We start from the raw sequence: 15,941 nt of genomic DNA, 5'->3' as shown, positions 1-15,941 counted from the left end.
GAGAATGCAAATGTTAACCGCCGCTACACTATTTATGGTAGTACTCGGCCCCGTTATTGCGTTTTTAGTGAGTGCACTGGTTTTTTCAACAGCACGCTTATTCCTTCAAAAAGGTCACTGAAAACGCAACAAAAACAAATAGGTACCTAACCGACTACTGCTACCCATTTTTGCCTTCCCTGGGCCTTAACTCCAGAGGGAGATAGAAAGCACGGACTGTACGCTAGCCAAGTGATTGTGTTTTCTATCTTCTTACTGGAGCTTTTTATCCAAATATACGCTCCCACCAGCTTTTTTCTTTCTTATCGCCGTTTTCGTCTACCGGGCGACCAGCACAATCTTGCTGCGCAGGAGGCAGTACATCCAAAATAGCCGGAACACTTAAACTTCCTGCGCACCCAGCGACCACTACCGCCCCCGTCTTCGCATCGAAATGTGCAATACCTAACCCTTTAGGGAAACGTCTAGATAGAGACTTCGGTGACTGTGACTTCATATAATTTACAAACACAGGCAGCGCGCCACCTGCACCGGTTAAATTCACTGGTTGATTATCGTCATTGCCGACCCAAACGGTCACCACATTATTTCTGTCGAAACCGCTAAACCAACTATCGCGATAATCATCGGTTGTACCTGTTTTCCCTGCCATATTTACATTACCAAAGTTCCAGCCTATGCGTTTTGCTGTACCTTCTGTGGTCACCTTGTACAGGGCGTAGTTCAGTAAGTAAGTGGCGGCTTCATCCGTGCGCTGAGCAAAGAACTCGGCCTTCTTCCAAAGTAATGCATTATCTGCCGTAACCACAGAGCTCACCGTGTGAAGCGGTATGTAGCGGCCATCGTTTGATAGGGTTTGATACATTTGGTTTGTGCTAAATGGCGTTAGTTCGAAAGCGCCCAAGGTTAACGACGGTACTTTATCTACTGGCGTGGTAACCCCTAACCGCTCAATGGTATCGGCTAACGCATCTAGGCCTATCTGCATGCCTAAATTAACTGTTGGCACGTTCAAAGATTCGACTAACCCCTGAAGCAGAGGCACCTGCCCTCTGAACTCTTTATCGTAGTTTTGCGGCGACCATTCGGTGCCGTTTCTACTTTCTAGGGTAATTGGCTCGTCTTTAAGGGGTGTAGCCAAGTTAAACTGGGTAGGATCTTCTAAGGCAGTTAAGTACACAGCTGGTTTAATCAATGAGCCTATTGGCCTCTTAGCATCTAATGCTCGATTAAAACCTTTAAATGCAAAGTCTTTACCACCTACGATAGCGCGTACTTCACCGCTTGCACTGTCGGTGACTACCATGGCACCTTGCAATGGAACGCTTCTATCTTTTTGCAGGCCATTTAGGGTGCCCGATAATGCTTTTTCTGCCCGACGCTGAGCAACGATATCCAGTGTGGTAAACACTTTAACGCCCGAGTCTCTTAGGCTTGGCTCTGCTAAAATTTCATTGAGTTCTTTGCGAACCTGTTCCATGAAAGCAGGGTGTTTACCGCTTGCTAAACTTGCACCGCTGGCTAACCCTAACGGCATGCTGACATAGCGCTCATAATCCTGACGGCTGATTTCGTTTTCATCAAACAGCATACGCAATACAAGATCCCGGCGCGCTTTGGTTCGTTCGGCGTATTTACGAGGGTTATAGTAAGACGGCCCTTTAATAATAGCCACCAAGGTAGCAATCTCAGGGGTGCTTAGCTCGTTGGCCGGACGGTCAAAGTAGAAATAGCTAGCAAGCCCAAATCCATGTACAGCCATGTCGCCGTTTTGCCCTAAAAACACCTCATTTAAATAGGCTTCGATAATCTCAGACTTGCTATAGCGGGCGTCTATAATGACCGCCATTATGGCCTCTTTAGCCTTGCGTACAAGAGAACGTTCGCGGGTTAAAAACATGTTTTTAACCAGCTGCTGCGTCAGCGTGCTACCACCTTGAACCGTACGACCAGCAGCAATATTCGCCATTAGGGCCCGCAATATTGAAAGTGGTGCAACACCATGGTGGTTATAAAAATTGCGATCTTCCACCAGCGTCAGCGCTTTAGGTAACATTTCAGGGATAGTATCTAACGTCACTAACATGCGGTCTTCATGAGAGCCGCTCGTCATACGTGTTACTAGCCATGGCTCTAACTTTACAGAACCGTAGGGACGGCCTTGTGACTTATCGTATATTTCACCGATACGCGCCCCTTCCCACGTTAATACTAAATGGCGTAAAGGCTCCGCTCCCTCGGGGAATTGAAACGCGCGGCGCTGCACAGTTAACACCTTGTTTTGATAGCTATATTCACCGCTACTGTCAGCAAAAGCCACCTTGCGATAGCCCAGCAAATTGAGTTCATCAATGACTTCTTGTGGCGTTATCTCCTCGCCTTTACTCACTTCTAAAGGACGTGCGAAAATTTGCGCAGGTACTTCCCACTTGTTACCCGAGAACGCATGTTTAATTTGTGCGTCGAGATAAAAGGCATATGCCCCTAGCACCACAAGCCCTATAAGGCATACACGCCAGAACAGTTTAAAAAACCACGAACGTTTGGTTGTACTTTTTCCCGCTGCAGTTTTTTTCGAAGCATTGCTTTTTGAAGATGAATTGTTTTTAGTCTGTCTTTTTGTCACGTGAAAACGCCATGAAGATCATTAAGATGGCATCGCAATCATTGCGATATGGACTACACCAACGCCCTTAGAACGCTGTGATTAAGTCGCTAAACATTACCATTGAGGCCGCCGCGCAACAACTGTTTCCAATTATGCACACTGCGCCTGCGGTAACCACAATGGACACTTCTACAACGTAAAACCTACAGGCAGAAAATGAATTATACTCGCGTTTCACGGTCACAATGCGATAGCATGCAAGCAAGTAACACAGGAATCGTACTATGCGCTTAGCTTCACTTCAGTTTTCTTTTTTATCGACATTTTCACTTAAAGGTGGCGTGTTTCGTACATCACTTGCGCTTCTTTTTACAGGTGCTGTTATAAGCTCAGCCTCTGCCAATGAGCACTTTTCCAGCTGTACTGCGGCCCTTGCCGACAGAGCAAAACAAGAAGGTGTCAGCCAGCAAATTATCGACGAGATATTTCCTCACCTTGTACATCAAGACCGCGTAATTGAGCTAGATAGAAGCCAGCCTGAGTTTGTACAAACCTTTCCCGGTTATTTTAGCAAGCGCGTCACTGACTGGCGTACCGAGAAAGGCAAAGCAATGTATGCCAAGCACGAAAAGCTATTGCATAAGCTAAGCGATAAATACGGCGTGCCTCCCCACTATCTTCTTGCTTTTTGGGGGCTTGAGACTAATTTCGGCTCGTACAAAGGGAAGATGCCTGTACTTGATTCACTGGCAACCTTAGCCTGTGACAAGCGCAGAAGTAAGTACTTCACCCAAGAGTTCTTGGTTGCCGTAAAGCTTATGCAGCGGGAAAAGCTTAAAAAAGACAACATGGTAGGCTCGTGGGCCGGCGCGATGGGCCATACCCAATTCATGCCTTCGGCGTATACTCATTATGCAATTGATGGCGACGGTGACGGACAAGTTAACCTGTGGGAAAGCGAAGAGGACGCTTTGTCTTCTGCGGCAAACTTCCTTGCCAGTTTAGGCTGGGAGCGCAGTTTTCGCTGGGGCCGTGAAGTTAAGCTACCAGAAGGCTTTAACTATCAGGAGTCTGGCTACAAAAACCGCAAACCTCTTAGCGAATGGCACGAGCAAGGTGTGAAAAAAGCCGATGGTTCGCCACTAGTTGAAGGCGAAACGACTGCCTATGTAATTGTGCCTGCAGGACATAACGGCCCAGCCTTTATCGCTTACAAGAACTTCCGCGTTATTATGCGCTGGAACAACTCTGAGTTTTATGCCATCGCCGTCGGCGTATTGGCCGACCGCATCGCTGGGGCGTCTGGTATCAAAGCTACCTTACCTGATCTTCCCGCATACAGCCGCAAAGACATTATTGCGCTTCAAAGTAAGCTGAATAGTTTAGGCTTCGATGTGGGCAAACCTGACGGCATTATTGGCCCTGTCACTCGCGAAGGTATTCGCAACTACCAAATCAGTAACAATATGATCGCAGATGGGTTTCCAGGCCTAGAAGTGATGGCAGCACTGAATATTGACCTAGTAAGCAAGGCTACCTCTTAACCTTGATAAATGCCGCGCCTTTTCAGGCGCGCATTCATCACATGGTGTTTTCAGTGACCGGAAAGGTAAAAAACGTTCAGCTTATTGGTTACAGAACGTATTCAAACGTTAGGCTTGAAAAGTAAGTTTCAAAATCTGCTGCAGAACTATTTGTAAGGGGTACGGCCCAAATCGTATTTAGCATAACAGGCCCTTCGACATTGAGTTTAAACGTCGCCTTTCCTTCACTGTCAGTTTGTATCGCTTGCACTTTGGCGCTGTGGTCAACCAAGGATACTGCATCGATAAGTGCATTGTTTAAGGGCTTTCCTTTGAATAACACCTGAACAGATAGGGTGTTATCTGAAAGTTTATAAGGGTGTTCAAGGGGCACTATTTCTAACGTATGGCCTATGGGTTTTAGCGCATTATCCGTTATTGCCTCACCCACTTGCACAATGGTTTTTGCTTTCCTTGAATAAAGCTCTTTTCCGGCGATATCGTTTTGCCCTCTCGCCTCGCGATGAGCCAGTATCTCAGTTAAGCCTTCATCTTTTGCATACTGATTAAACTTATTCGCTTTTGTTACGCTAGTAGCGTGATAGCTTTCAAACCCTATGACATGGGTGCCAGAAGAAAGCTTGGCCGTTTTAGCCATGCCGGGAAGCATTGATGTTTTAGGTACAACGCTGGCGGCCATATCACTTACACCATCAGAAGAATAGGTGCGCAGCGCAACTATTCTATTCCAAGTAAGGTTCCAGTGAGAGGTATCTTCCTTATGACCTACTTTAAACTGCAGGGCAACAGCACTTGGCTCTTGTGTACGATAGCTTGCTGGCTCTAACCAAAAATCGTGAGCCTGCGCGCTTAAAGATGTAGCAAACAGAAAGCCCGCGGTGGCTAAACTGGATAATTTCATAGCGTAAGGTTACCTAAATAAACGTTTGAGATTTCTATCATCAACTTAGCTTAGTTTTTAGTGTGTAACCACTGTCGTTAAAAACAGACTGTGCAAGAAACTGGCGTATAAGCAGTTGCTGGTGTTTGAAATACACGACATTTATTGAAAACATTAAGTGGTATAGCCGCATCAGCGGCTACATATGCTTTTTTGTTTTACTGGTCGGCAATGCATTGGCAGGATCATCCGGCCAAAAGTGCTTAGGGTAACGCCCCTTCATCTCTTTTTGTATTTCCTTATAGCTACCTTGCCAAAACGCCCCTAAATCACTGGTGGTTTGCAGTGGCCTACCTGCTGGCGACATCAGCTCGCACACAACAGTGACTCGCCCACCCGCTAAGGTTAATGGAGCGCTTTGCGAATACAATTCTGGCATTTTGACCGACAGCACTACATCACCATTGTCGCGATAATCTAGGCTAACCTCTCTGCCCGTTGGAATGATAATGTGAGTTGGCAAAAGCGTGGCCAATGCATCTTGCTGAGGCCAAGATAACCCATTATTCAAGGCGGTTTTCCACGGTAACTGCTTAAGGCTTTTGATACTTTTACAGCTTTTTAAAACAGGCGCCAAACTGTCTTTTGCCTTATGCACCAGGTCACTTAATGAAAGTGGCCAAGGTTCTGGTTCGTCAAAGGCTTTATCTTGCGGCAGATTGAGCTTTGCGGCCATCTGAACTCTTCGCCACCATTGCCAATCGGCATCCGAAAGTGGCCAATTGGATAACGGCAAGGTATCGAGATAGGCAAACCAGGCATCGCACATTGCGCTATCCCAAAACGCTTTTTCGCGGCTTTTTTCCTGTCCGGATACTGGCGCACTATTTAGTGTTATGTCATAAAACCCAGTACTTACTCTGGCTTCCATTACGCCAGAGTCGCTGTTAAAAATAACACTACGCTTTTCGCTAAATGCGTCAGGAAAAGCTAAACACAACCAGCGTTCGGGAACATGCTGGGCTAAGCGTATTGCCACTGTGCTTTTAATTAACTGCCCCTCGAGCACCGCTATCCAGGGTTTATTGTCCTTTTCGCTTTCAGTGGAAAACGTACTACCTGCTGTATTTGTTAGTTCAGCCCCCTTACCGCTTGCCAACTTGTACTCAATAATATGAGACTGAGAAGCACCGCTACGTGTAGCCCCTTTTGTTACGGTTTTCGAACTACCAAGGTTACCGCCATGGTTGTTTGGCGTACTTCGCCTGTAGCCCACCTGCAAAGGAAATGCGATGGCGATACAAAGGCCAAGGGCGCGTTCGTCTAATGCGTTAATGTCAGGCTTAAAAGTCTGCGCTTTTCCCTTCTCGCTTTGCACATAGCGCGCATAACGGGAAGCTTGTTGTATAAGCTGATTGCGAGTGCTGCTGTTAGCATGAATCAGCGCATCCATTACGTTTGTCGCACCACTCACATTAATATTGCTTTCGCTTATTGCCACAACAAACGGTGCAGCAAAGCGAAGCGCGCTATTCTCATCAGCACTCAGCCCGTCTATGCCTGTTTTTGCCGTTAGCAATAAGTGGGCTAAATGCGGCTGACATGGCAACTGGGCCAACGCTCTTCCATAAGGGGAAATGCTTGCCTTTGCAATAGCATTAACTCGATGAAGTTTTTGCTGTGCGACGTGCAGTTGCGCAGGTGAAGGTTTAGTCAACAATGCCAATGCATCTGGGCTGCTGCCCCACGCTAAGGTATCAAGCAGGAAGCTACTTAAATCTTCTTTTTCTATTTGCGCCGCATTGTGTTTGGATAATCGCTCGAAGCTGCTTTTACTGCATAGCCTATAGCAGGTACCCGCCATTACCCGCCCTGCTCGCCCTGCTCTTTGAGTGGCAGAAGCTTGCGAAATACGTTGCTGGGTGAGCGCAGTAATATCGCTTGAAGGGTGATATTGCGCACTGTTCTCCCACAGACTATCAATAACTACTGTCACGCCTTCAATGGTTAAACTGGTTTCAGCAATATTAGTAGAGAGGATAACTTTCCTTCGCCCGTGGGGGTCTGGGGCTATAGCGTCTTGCTGCGCAGACTTGCTTAGTGCGCCATAAAGCATGTGAATAGCAATGTCCGCACTCTCAGCTAACCCTTTTATTTCTCTGGCAACAGCATTTATGCTCCCCCGACCAGGAAGAAATACCAAGATATCGCCATCGTGTTCGCTTACTGCTTGCTTTATGATATTGCAAGTTTTCGGTACTAACTCGTAAGCCTGCACATCTCGGGTGTAGCGAATATCCACGGGAAACACGCGTCCTTGTGTATTTAAGTTCACCACGGGCAGCGCGCTAAATTCATTAAGCACTGCTTGAAGTGGCGCTATATCCAAGGTAGCCGACATCACAATTAAGCGCAGGTCGTCGCGAAGCCCAGTTTGGACCTCAAGCGCTAGCGCCAAACCAAAATCGCTGTGAATGCTGCGTTCGTGAAATTCGTCGAAGACAATAGCAGTGACATCTGCTAGCTCTGGGTCTTGCTGAATCATGCGAGTCAGCACACCTTCTGTAATAATCTCAAGGCGAGTGGCTGGCGATGTTTTTGATTCGCCTTTAATACGATACCCCACCGTTTCACCCACACTTTCGTTTAACTGCTTAGCTAAATAGTCAGCGAGGTTTCTCACCACCACGCGACGTGGCTGCATAAGCAATATTTTACCCTTAAGTGATGATTGCAGCAGTGACAAAGGAAGTACGGTAGACTTTCCCGCGCCCGGTGGCGCGCCAATAATGATATTGTTAGCGGCAACCGACTCTTTAAGCGGTGTAACAAGCTCATAAGCAGGTAAATGAGAAAACGGCTGTAACATAAAGGGAATAAAGGTGTTATAAGTTAATGGGTATAGTGTACCTGATTTGATCAATGCACCCGAACATCACGGCTATTTTTTTAAACTGGTTAAATAGCTCAACACTTGCGATGGGTTTTACACCCCGATAGTAGCGCCATGATAAGCTTATTCTAGTATGGGCGTGTAACTGCACTTTTAAGCTTGTGGGTGGTCATTTAACGTGATGAACAAAGAATAGGGCAAATCGGAAGGAGTAAAGCTATGCGAAGCTTTATTGGTTTAGATCTTAGCGCCACAGAAAAACTTGCTTTGGATAGCTGGCGTCAACAGGCATTGCCTGAAATCATGCCTCGCCAATGGGTAAAAAACGAGTCGAGCAGGTCTCGAAAGTCTGGCAATAAGCGCAACAATCACAATAGTGGACAAGGACCTTCGCTACCTTATGCCGTGCCCGCGGCAAACTTTCACATCACACTCAGCTTTTTAGGCGAGATAAATCACCGTCAGCACGAAGCGCTGGTGTATGAACTCGACCAGCTCGTTAGCGAACCATTTTCATTAACCCTAAATGCAACAGGGTTGTGGAATGGCCCCAAAATCCTATTTGCTGCGCCTACGGATACACCAAAGGCACTAAGTGAACTCGCCAAGTTATCGCGTAAAGCTGCCCGCAAAGCAGCAATAGAAGTAGAAAACAGAGAATATAAGCCTCACGTTACCGTTGTTAGAAAGGCTACATCAACTTTACCTCTGCCACTTTACAGCCCCAGTGTAGACGTTCACGTCTCGGCATTTCACCTGTTTGAGTCTGTCACTACACCTCAGGGGGTTACCTACCCTGTTCGCCAGTCTTGGCCGTTAAAACACAATATGTCGGTAAGAGAAAAGCTACGTCGGGGAATAACCGACGAGTAAGGGAAATACGACACAGTGCCTACCTTGTTAGGCCGCTATCATTTGAGGGACACCTTTCACCGCTAAGCAGGAATAGAGATTGAAAACTTGTTAAGATTTAGTGTACAAGTTTTGTAATTATGAGTTATAGCAATTTAAGCTTGTTTTAAATCGCGCTTCGCCTTTACAACGCGTAGCGTCACGGGTAAAAAGATAGCCTGTTTTTTTAATCATTCTGCCCAAATGCAACAAACATTTAGATTAGTAATAGACTGCCCAGACCAAATTGGGCTAGTGGCCAGCGTGTCACAATTTTTAGCGGACCATAACGCGACCATCGTTGAAGCGAACCACCATACCGACTTACAAACAGGTCGCTTTTTCATGCGCCATGAAATAAGCACCGACTCGCTTAAGTTAGACCACCAGAGCTTCGTAAAAGAGTTCACTCCCCTTGCGAATGAATACCAGATGAACTGGAAGCTTAGCGATTCAAATAAAAAGCAACGCGTGGCCTTGTTGGCTAGCCTTGAGTCTCACTGTTTAGTTGACTTGCTTCATCGCTGGCATACAGGCGAACTACACTGTGATATTCCCGTTATTATTGGCAACCATCCGCAAATGAAGCAGTTTGCCGACTGGTACAAAGTGCCGTTTCATTGGGTAGACTTTAAAGCACTTGGGAAAGAAGCTGCATTTGCCCAAATTTCGACCTTGCTTGAAGAATACAAGATTGATTTGACGGTACTTGCACGATTTATGCAGATTTTACCCGACAGCCTATGTCAGCAGCTGCAGGGTAAAGCGATTAATATTCACCACAGTTTCTTGCCAAGCTTTGCCGGCGCTAAACCCTATCAGCAAGCTTATGATCGCGGTGTGAAGTTGATAGGCGCAACGTGTCACTACGTCACTAAAGACTTAGATGAAGGCCCTATTATCGAGCAAAGCGTGAAGCGTATTAGCCACAGCGATAGCGCAGCTGACATGGTCCGTAAAGGCAAAGATTGTGAAGTTACCGCTTTGGCTCACGGCGTACGCTACCATTTAGAAGACCGCGTAATTATACACAGAAATAAAACCGTGGTATTCGCTTAAACGCGCAAGGCTCCTTCTTTGCAAAAACGTTTAAATTTAAGTAAAACCTGCGCCCGACAGTAAAAGCCCACCGGCTGAGCTTTTACTGTCGGGCGTTTGAAATCTAGCTTTAGACAGGGCTGACCAACATAGCGCGTCTAAGTCTTAGGTAATACCACAGGTTGGATACGGCAAATAATGCTTCGGTAATAGCGAGCCCCCACGTTTCTGTGATGACACCGTAAAGTGTAAAATTCAAAGACCCCAGAATCATACAAATTCGAAGCCCCGCTTCTTTGCAGTAAAGTTCGCCAAACCGGTAAGCCATAAAAGTAAATGCTGGCATGGTTTCTATAAACGAGGCTTTACCTGTTAAGTTATTTACAGAAAGCACAATACACAACATAGTGATTAGCGTAATGTAAGTTGCGATAGGCGACAGCAGTTTTTGCTTAATCAAGCGGTAACTCGTACTCAATCCGGCAATAGTAATAACAATGGCACCGCTCCACGCTTGTTCGAACGCAAGCAGCAAACCAACCGCCACACACAGCCCCAAATTCAGCAGCAGTACTTTTCGCTCGGTATTCGACCAAAAAGAGGCCAATGCGAAGACAAGCGGAAACCCGTGGAGAAGAAGCTCAAGCATGATGATCACTGTAAAAGAATAAGGGGTTAACAGGGTGCTGAGAACAGCTGCTTAAAAAACGGGCGCAGTGTAAATTTCATACAGTGAAAATCCAATCAAAAGTTATGCAATTTCGACGAATTGCATACAAGTGCGATTCGTCTCTCAAACCGCTGTACTGCAAGGAATTACGTTAAAGAGCATTTAACTTATTTTTACATTATCTTAAGATGATATGTGTCAAAAACGTATAGATAAAAACAGACAGGAAAACTCATGGGTAAATTTAAAACATCACTTACCGCGATGGCGGTTGTGATTGCGCTAGGCGCGTGTTCAGAACAAAAAGCACCAGAGACAACTGGCGCCGATACACAAACTGCCACAACATCTGAGCAAGCACAGTTTGATAACGTGCTGCTTCAAGAGTTTAAAGGCCCTTATGGTGGTGTACCGGCCTTCGATAAAATGAAGCTTGAAGATTTAAAACCTGCGCTAGAAAAAGCCATGGCGTTAAATCTTGAAGAAATTGAAGCTATTGCCAATAACGAAGCCCCTCCGACATTTGAAAACGTTATTGTAGAAATGGAGCGCGCTGGCGCTGAACTTGGCCGCGTGTTTACTTATTACGGCATTTGGAGTGCCAATAAATCTAGTCCTGAATTCCGCGAAATTCAGGCAGAGATGTCACCTAAGCTTTCGGCGTTTTTCACTCAAATCACGCAAAATGAAAAGCTTTTTGAAAGGGTAAAAACCGTTTATGAGTCTGACGAACTTAAGTCTTTAACGCCCGAAGAGCAGCGCATTACGTGGATGACCTACAACGGCTTTGCGCGTAATGGCGCAACCCTAGATAGCGAAGCGAAGAAGCGCTATGCAGAAATAAATGAAGAACTTGCCACGCTGCACACTAAGTTTTCAAACAATGTACTCGCTGACGAAGAAAACTATGTCACTTACATCACTGAAGATCAGCTAGACGGCTTACCGGCGTCATTTGTAAAAGCCGCCAAAGCAGCAGCCGAATCTCGTGGTGAAGAAGGCAAGTACGCCATTACCAATACCCGTTCATCAATGGACCCGTTCCTGACATATTCAACAAATCGTGAACTACGTGAAAAAGTATGGCGCACCTACTATAACCGCGGCGACAATGCTGATGACTTCGATAACAACGACATCATAAAACGCATTTTAACCTTGCGTGACGAGCGCGTTGAACTATTAGGCTACGAAAACTACGCCCAGTGGCGTTTAGAAGACCGCATGGCGAAAAACCCTGAAAACGCCATGGATCTTATGATGAAAGTTTGGCCTGCCGCCATCGCTCGTGTTGAAGAAGAAGTCGCCGACATGCAGGCCATTGCCGATGAAGAAGGCGCCGACATTACTATCGAGCCTTGGGACTACCGCTTCTATGCTGAAAAAGTTCGTCAGGCTAAATACGATTTAGACTCAAACGAAGTGAAGCAATACTTACAGCTTGATAAACTTCGCGAAGCCATGTTCTATGTAGCGGGTCGCTTGTTTAACTTCAACTTTACCCCGGTTGAAGAAGGTAAAGTAGCGGTATTCCATGAAGACGTTAAGGTATGGGAAGTTACCGACAAAGACACCGGCGAGCACATTGGCCTTTGGTACCTTGACCCGTTCTCACGCCAAGGTAAACGCTCTGGTGCATGGGCAACGACGTATCGTTCTTACACCACGTTCGACGGCAAAAAAACCGTACTGTCTTCAAACAACTCTAACTTTGTGAAAGGTGCAGATGGAGAAGCGACATTAATTTCGTGGGACGACGCAGAAACCTACTTCCACGAATTTGGTCACGCGCTTCACTTCTTAGCCTCTGACGTTGAATACCCATCATCACACTCTGGCGTGCGCGATTACACTGAATTCCAGTCTCAGTTGTTAGAACGCTGGCTAACTACCGATGAAGTTATCAACAACTACTTGGTTCATCATGAAACCGGTGAACCAATTCCTGCTGAGCTAGTGGAAAAAAATCAAGAAGGCATCAACCTTCAACGAAGGCTTCAAAACCACAGAATACATGGCCTCGGCTATTATGGATCTGAAATATCATACGACGGATCCGAGCCAGATTGACCCAGACACCTTTGAGCGCGAAGAGCTTAAAAAATTGGATATGCCTGAAGAGATTGTGATGCGTCACCGTTCACCGCATTTCGGTCACGTATTCTCTGGCGAAGGTTATGCCGCCGCTTACTATGGTTATATGTGGGCAGAAGTACTAACCGCTGATGCGGCAGAAGCCTTTATGGAAGCGCCGGGCGGTTTCTACGATAAAGAAGTGGGTGATCGCTTGGTTAAATACCTCTTTGCCGTACGCAATGCAATGGACCCAGCGGAAGCTTACCGTAAGTTCCGTGGGCGCGACGCTAAAGTTGACGCCTTGATGCGCGACCGAGGCTTTCCCATTCCTAAAGACTCAAAAGAGTAAGTAACACTACAATGACAGGCGAGCGACACAACTTGTACCGCTCGCCTTTTTTATACCCGTTTTCAAAACTGTAAATAAACACTTTCTTATTGACCTATTGGTCAATCTTACCGCACAATCCAAATTCTCGATTTCTTCGCCAAAAGTATAAACTTTTGCGCGATTAAGCCGATATGTTGTCTACGTCATCTAAAAATAACAATAATACTGACGTAAATTTCACAACATTCAGACGTTGCTGTGCCTGCAATGCCACGTCATTTAGATATTTTCCTCAGCATTAACTAACGTGGTCGAAAGTCATGACTTTCAGTATAAAACAAAAACTTATTCTATCTTTGATTGTGGCAGTTCTAGCGGCTGCTATTTTAGTTGGCTCCATCAGCCAGTATATCGCCCGAGACCTAGTAAAAGAAAACATGGAAGCCCTTCAGCTTCCTTCTTTGCTTAAACAAATTGGAAACCGTGTAGACCGTGAAGCGAGTGTAATGCTTACTGTGGCACATAGCATCGCTTCCAACCCCGATGTTTTAGCGTGGTCAAAAGCAGGAGCAGATAAAAGCGGTGAACGCAGACTCCTTAACTATTTAAACGATATTGTTGCGTTCAACGACTTAACCGTTGCGTCGTTTGTAGACCGAACAACTTATAAATATTGGAACCAAGACGGCTTTTTACGAGAACTAAAAAACGACGAATTTGATGGCTGGTTCTTCGCGTATAAAAACAGCGGCGAACCTATTTCGCTGAGCTTGTACAATGAGCCCGGACAAGGCTACCGGCTTTTTGCCAACTACCAGCAAGTCGATGGCAGAGGCATGTCGGGGGTAGCGAAGTCTGTAGATGAGCTTTTAGCAATTATTAATGCAGTTAAAATCGCTCAAACTGGGTTCGTCTTTCTGGTTGATGGTAACGGCACCATTATCGCTCACCCGAACACTGACTTACTAGGTAAGGCGAAGCTCGCTTCAATAAGTGAAGCAAGTACAGTAGGCAAGTTACTTAACCGCCAAGACTTTGCTATGGCCACCAGCGATCACGATGGCGATACACAGCTCTTCGCCAGTACCTTCGTAGAAAAAGCCGGATGGTACGTAGTAGCACAAGTCCCTGAGCACGAGCTGTATGCCTCATTAAATGCGGGAAGCCGCCAGATTATATTCTGGGCGTTGGCCATTGCTGGTGCCTTCGCGCTTATTGGTATCTGGCTTGCGGGCTCACTCACTAAGCCGCTGGAGTCTTTAGCCGACGTGTTTCAGCAACTTGGACGCGGTCAGGGTGATTTACGCTCTCGTATTCCTGTGCCAGAACAAAAAGAGATCGCCCGTTTAGTGGAAGGGTTTAACAACTTTATAGACCACCTTCACGGTACTATTTCTCAAGTTGCGAAGACGAGCCACGCACTTAAAGCCTCAGCACAGGATGTTGCGCAACAATCCCACCAAACTGAAAGCTCGACAAAAGGTCAGCGCGATCAGACGCTACAGGCAGCCGCCGCTCTGACTCAAATGGGCAGCACTGTGAACGAGGTCGCCCAGTCGGCGACGCTTGCCGCACAAAATGCCAATCTTGCGACCACAAACTCTGCCCACGGTAGAGAGATAACCCAACGAGCGGTGCATGCCATACAGGGGCTATCTGAGCAAATTCAAGACGTATCAGATGTCATTCAATCATTGGACGCCCACACTGCCGCCATCGGTGGAATACTTGATACGATAAGAGGCATCTCGGAGCAAACTAATCTACTCGCGCTAAACGCAGCCATTGAAGCGGCGCGAGCCGGAGATCATGGCCGTGGCTTCTCAGTGGTAGCAGATGAAGTAAGAACACTCGCCCAGCGTGCGGCTCAAGCGACCGATGAGATACAGGTCAAAATTGATAAGTTTCAGCAAGACTCTAAAACTGCGGTTTCACAGATGGAATCAAGTCGTGCGCGCACTACAGATGTCGTTACCGCCACCAACGAAATCGATAAGCTCCTACAAGATATTGCAGATGAAATTGCGCACATTAACGATGTGAACACCCAAGTGGCAACGGCTACCGAGGAACAAGCGACGGTTGTTGAAGATATCAGTCGCAATATCAATGACATTAGCGTGTCGAGTGAAGAAACACTGGATGCGACTAAAATATTGGTGAACGTTAGCGACAAACTAGACGAGTTGGCGCAAGAGCTCTCGACAGAGGTAAGCCGATTTAAGCTGTAACAGTGGTTATGTTAGAAGTCGTAGCTGCGGTGGCTATGGCTTCTGACTAAGCGCTATGGCGTTGGCCATATAGATGAAAGCCCAAGGTTGCGTGGTTATTAAAAGGTAATGGCGTATTGAACCTTAACCTGATTGTCTCTGCTTGAACGCCAAGGAAGTTGAAGCGATGCACCATCACTTTCCCAAGACTCTCTCAGTGCACCAAGGGTGAGTAAATGCTTATTTTCTTTAAAAGGAATTTCTAAATACACGCCCGCCGATGTACTAGTAGGCAGTTGTATGGTGTCTGCGACGGGAACACTCATTTCATGACGAGGACGTACTTTGTGGCTTAGCCCCACCCGATAGTCACCGCTATCCCACCAGCTTACTACTTCAAACTCGTGGCTTTTGACCCGTTGGGATAGCACACCATAATCAAGCAGCCCTTTGTTGTAGTGCACAATCGCTTCGATATTAAACATAGGAGCAATACGCTGACTAAACGCTAATTGATACTGCTTTTGCTTACAGCCTTTAAATTTAATTTTGTTTTTAGTGAGCGTTAGCGAGAATGTGTCGTCACTGTCAGAATACTTATTCAGCCACTGCTGTGCTTTTTCAACCACAGAGGCATTAACTACGCTTGCCATTGTTATGCAAGGGCAAATACACGCTATTAGCAGAGCCTGAGTAAAACGTCGCATTTTCGCTGCCTTTTTAAATGTGGTTTAGTTAACACAATTTCAGTATAGACAAGAAAATAGGAGGTTGGGTATTAGCCATATTACTAACACCCG

General features: G+C 46.3%; 9 protein-coding genes and 1 pseudogene. 5 read left to right on the top strand and 5 right to left on the bottom strand.

The features are described 5' to 3' along the window. Positions 1-265 precede the first annotated feature (265 nt). Positions 266-2,626: a penicillin-binding protein 1B gene (gene mrcB / locus ACX5J7_RS14065; protein WP_487529157.1), complete on the bottom strand. Its 2,361-nt coding sequence runs from the start codon at positions 2,624-2,626 to the stop codon at positions 266-268. Positions 2,627-2,892: 266 nt separating this feature from the next. Here mrcB and ACX5J7_RS14060 point away from each other — a divergent pair, with 266 nt between their 5' ends. Next, a complete protein-coding gene (locus tag ACX5J7_RS14060) occupies positions 2,893-4,152 on the top strand; it encodes a lytic murein transglycosylase (RefSeq protein ID WP_498707348.1) in 1,260 nt (419 codons plus the stop codon). A gap of 88 nt (positions 4,153-4,240) precedes the next feature. On the opposite strand, the gene ACX5J7_RS14055 is transcribed toward ACX5J7_RS14060, so the two are convergent. Then, positions 4,241-5,053, bottom strand: a complete 813-nt coding sequence (locus tag ACX5J7_RS14055; RefSeq protein WP_498707347.1) for a DUF4198 domain-containing protein — start codon at positions 5,051-5,053, stop codon at positions 4,241-4,243. Between the two features lie 178 nt (positions 5,054-5,231). Beyond that, positions 5,232-7,955, bottom strand: a complete 2,724-nt coding sequence (locus tag ACX5J7_RS14050; protein WP_498707346.1) for an ATP-dependent RNA helicase — start codon at positions 7,953-7,955, stop codon at positions 5,232-5,234. A 189-nt stretch (positions 7,956-8,144) separates the two neighbouring features. Between ACX5J7_RS14050 and thpR the strand changes: the two genes are divergently transcribed. Beyond that, positions 8,145-8,798, top strand: coding sequence for an RNA 2',3'-cyclic phosphodiesterase (gene thpR / locus ACX5J7_RS14045; protein WP_012516979.1), 654 nt, complete (start codon positions 8,145-8,147; stop codon positions 8,796-8,798). Positions 8,799-9,020: 222 nt separating this feature from the next. After that, a complete protein-coding gene (gene purU / locus ACX5J7_RS14040; protein ID WP_012516978.1) occupies positions 9,021-9,875 on the top strand; it encodes a formyltetrahydrofolate deformylase in 855 nt (284 codons plus the stop codon). A 109-nt stretch (positions 9,876-9,984) separates the two neighbouring features. On the opposite strand, the gene ACX5J7_RS14035 is transcribed toward purU, so the two are convergent. Then, entirely contained in the window at positions 9,985-10,503 is a 519-nt protein-coding gene (locus tag ACX5J7_RS14035) for a YgjV family protein (RefSeq protein WP_498707345.1), read from the bottom strand. Between the two features lie 255 nt (positions 10,504-10,758). On the opposite strand from ACX5J7_RS14035, the pseudogene ACX5J7_RS14030 reads away from it, so the two are divergent. Both ACX5J7_RS14030 and ACX5J7_RS14025 read left to right on the top strand, forming a co-directional pair. Continuing rightward, positions 10,759-12,949, top strand: a pseudogene (locus tag ACX5J7_RS14030) (M3 family metallopeptidase). Between the two features lie 302 nt (positions 12,950-13,251). Then, positions 13,252-15,162, top strand: coding sequence for a methyl-accepting chemotaxis protein (locus ACX5J7_RS14025; protein WP_498707344.1), 1,911 nt, complete (start codon positions 13,252-13,254; stop codon positions 15,160-15,162). A 98-nt stretch (positions 15,163-15,260) separates the two neighbouring features. Here ACX5J7_RS14025 and ACX5J7_RS14020 read toward each other — a convergent pair whose 3' ends face one another. Beyond that, positions 15,261-15,848, bottom strand: a complete 588-nt coding sequence (locus tag ACX5J7_RS14020; protein ID WP_012516974.1) for a hypothetical protein — start codon at positions 15,846-15,848, stop codon at positions 15,261-15,263. Between the last annotated feature and the right edge of the window lie 93 nt (positions 15,849-15,941).

It is taken from the genome of Alteromonas infernus (genome assembly GCF_902705815.1).
Note: the sequence above shows the minus strand (reverse complement) of the source record. Positions and strands in the feature narration are given on the sequence as shown.

Bases quoted from the DNA above. Each gene is read 5' to 3' on its own strand.
- ACX5J7_RS14025 (WP_498707344.1), top strand. From the start codon at position 13,252: ATGACTTTCAGTATAAAACAAAAACTTATTCTATCTTTGATTGTGGCA.
- ACX5J7_RS14035 (WP_498707345.1), bottom strand. From the start codon at position 10,503: ATGCTTGAGCTTCTTCTCCACGGGTTTCCGCTTGTCTTCGCATTGGCC.
- ACX5J7_RS14055 (WP_498707347.1), bottom strand. From the start codon at position 5,053: ATGAAATTATCCAGTTTAGCCACCGCGGGCTTTCTGTTTGCTACATCT.
- thpR (WP_012516979.1), top strand. From the start codon at position 8,145: ATGCGAAGCTTTATTGGTTTAGATCTTAGCGCCACAGAAAAACTTGCT.
- purU (WP_012516978.1), top strand. From the start codon at position 9,021: ATGCAACAAACATTTAGATTAGTAATAGACTGCCCAGACCAAATTGGG.
- ACX5J7_RS14020 (WP_012516974.1), bottom strand. From the start codon at position 15,848: ATGCGACGTTTTACTCAGGCTCTGCTAATAGCGTGTATTTGCCCTTGC.
- ACX5J7_RS14060 (WP_498707348.1), top strand. From the start codon at position 2,893: ATGCGCTTAGCTTCACTTCAGTTTTCTTTTTTATCGACATTTTCACTT.